This is a genomic window from Vibrio sp. 2-1-2a, from assembly GCF_032648565.1.
Lineage (GTDB): Bacteria > Pseudomonadota > Gammaproteobacteria > Enterobacterales > Vibrionaceae > Vibrio > Vibrio diabolicus.
Genome location: NZ_WBOH01000031.1, coordinates 1 through 1,283, shown reverse-complemented (window position 1 = coordinate 1,283; position 1,283 = coordinate 1). Strand labels below are relative to the sequence as shown.

Annotated in this window: 4 tRNA genes and 2 rRNA genes; all 6 read right to left on the bottom strand. The window is 47.3% G+C overall.

Annotated features, from left to right (window positions below):
* A 23S ribosomal RNA gene (locus F7Y48_RS23525) occupies nucleotides 1-105 on the bottom strand; the annotation flags it as partial.
* Nucleotides 106-428: 323 nt separating this feature from the next.
* A tRNA-Val gene (locus tag F7Y48_RS23520) sits at nucleotides 429-504 on the bottom strand.
* Between the two features lie 14 nt (nucleotides 505-518).
* Nucleotides 519-594, bottom strand: a tRNA-Ala gene (locus F7Y48_RS23515).
* Nucleotides 595-626: 32 nt separating this feature from the next.
* Nucleotides 627-702, bottom strand: a tRNA-Lys gene (locus F7Y48_RS23510).
* Between the two features lie 2 nt (nucleotides 703-704).
* Nucleotides 705-780, bottom strand: a tRNA-Glu gene (locus tag F7Y48_RS23505).
* 90 nt (nucleotides 781-870) lie between these two features.
* A 16S ribosomal RNA gene (locus F7Y48_RS23500) occupies nucleotides 871-1,283 on the bottom strand; the annotation flags it as partial.

The following is a 1,283-nucleotide window of genomic DNA, read 5'->3' as shown; positions in this document are numbered from 1 at the left end:
ACTCAAGTGGTTTTTACTACCTAATCTGGGCTTATCGCAAGTTAATACGTCCTTCATCGCCTCTGACTGCCAAGGCATCCACCGTGTACGCTTAGTCACTTAACCATACAACCCGAAGGAGTTTCGAATTGATGTTCAAACAACCAAAGTTGTCTCTCATTATTTGAATGAGCGAGAGACATATCGATTTTGCCGGACTCAAATTCCAAGAACACTTGAATGTGTTATTAGTTGTATTCATAAATGAATACTTTGAGAACTTTACAAACAACAATAAACTGTTGTTTTGTCAGCTTTCCAAATTGTTAAAGAGCTATGTTTCTTCACAAGGAAGTTACATTTTCTAAAGACTTTCAGAGTCAAAAATGCCAACCAGTATCAATTGCTTGTTCTGGTTTGGACGTTTTATTCCAAAAATACTTAGAGAATGGTGGGCGATACCGGGCTCGAACCAGTGACCCCCTGCTTGTAAGGCAGGTGCTCTCCCAACTGAGCTAATCGCCCATTGTTTCAAAATATGGTGGAGCTATGCGGGATCGAACCGCAGACCTCCTGCGTGCAAGGCAGGCGCTCTCCCAGCTGAGCTATAGCCCCATATTTTGAGTTTTAATTCCTAATGGAAGGAATGGTGGGTCGTGCAGGATTCGAACCTGCGACCAATTGATTAAAAGTCAACTGCTCTACCAACTGAGCTAACGACCCAATGGTATCCCGTAGGGGAGTCGAACCCCTGTTACCGCCGTGAAAGGGCGGTGTCCTAGGCCTCTAGACGAACGGGACACTAAGTTGAACATCTTGGGGGATGTTCTGTCTCTTAAACTTCATAAACCGTATCAATCTGTGTGAACACTCATCGCAATAATCATCGTATAAGGAGGTGATCCAGCGCCAGGTTCCCCTAGCGCTACCTTGTTACGACTTCACCCCAGTCATGAACCACAAAGTGGTAAGCGTCCCCCCGAAGGTTAAACTACCTACTTCTTTTGCAGCCCACTCCCATGGTGTGACGGGCGGTGTGTACAAGGCCCGGGAACGTATTCACCGTGGCATTCTGATCCACGATTACTAGCGATTCCGACTTCATGGAGTCGAGTTGCAGACTCCAATCCGGACTACGACGCACTTTTTGGGATTCGCTCACTTTCGCAAGTTGGCTGCCCTCTGTATGCGCCATTGTAGCACGTGTGTAGCCCTACTCGTAAGGGCCATGATGACTTGACGTCGTCCCCACCTTCCTCCGGTTTATCACCGGCAGTCTCCCTGGAGTTCCCGACATTACTCGC